Origin of the sequence: Pseudomonas sp. D1HM, assembly GCF_019266105.1 — a bacterium.
Classification (GTDB): Bacteria; Pseudomonadota; Gammaproteobacteria; order Pseudomonadales; family Pseudomonadaceae; genus Aquipseudomonas; species Aquipseudomonas taetrolens.
This window is the reverse complement of sequence record NZ_LRMN01000063.1, coordinates 1-337: the sequence shown is the minus strand read 5'-3', so window position 1 is coordinate 337 and position 337 is coordinate 1. Positions and strand designations below refer to the sequence as shown.

Sequence of the window (337 nt, the reverse complement as noted above, 5' to 3'; positions counted from 1 at the left end):
TCAATCCGTGAGCCACCACAACATGCGGTTAAACGGCATGGCCTCGATCTCACTGGCCGAGAAATGAAACTCCCGGGCCAGATGCTTGGCCGCCGCTTTAATCGTTGTAGGGGTAAGGCTCATCATCTTCGACCAGGCGAAAATAACCGGCCTGTAAGCGGTTGTAGTCCACGACGGTCATGCCGGCGATGTCCTTGTCCCCGGCTTGAGTCAGGGACGCGAACAGGATCAGTTCGCGCTTCTCGGCGTCACCACCGGACTGGACGGTGGCCTGCTGTACATCCTTGACGGTGGGCGCTCGCAGCTTGAGCCGGTCGACCTTGATCTGGTTGATTTC

The 337-nt window shown here is 58.5% G+C and carries 1 protein-coding gene; it reads right to left on the bottom strand.

Annotated elements, in window-relative coordinates; all coding sequences use genetic code 11:
• Positions 1–97: 97 nt before the first annotated feature.
• Positions 98–337 (bottom strand): phage tail assembly protein (locus AWM69_RS23180; RefSeq protein ID WP_218728614.1); only part of this gene is annotated, 240 nt, incomplete at its 5' end.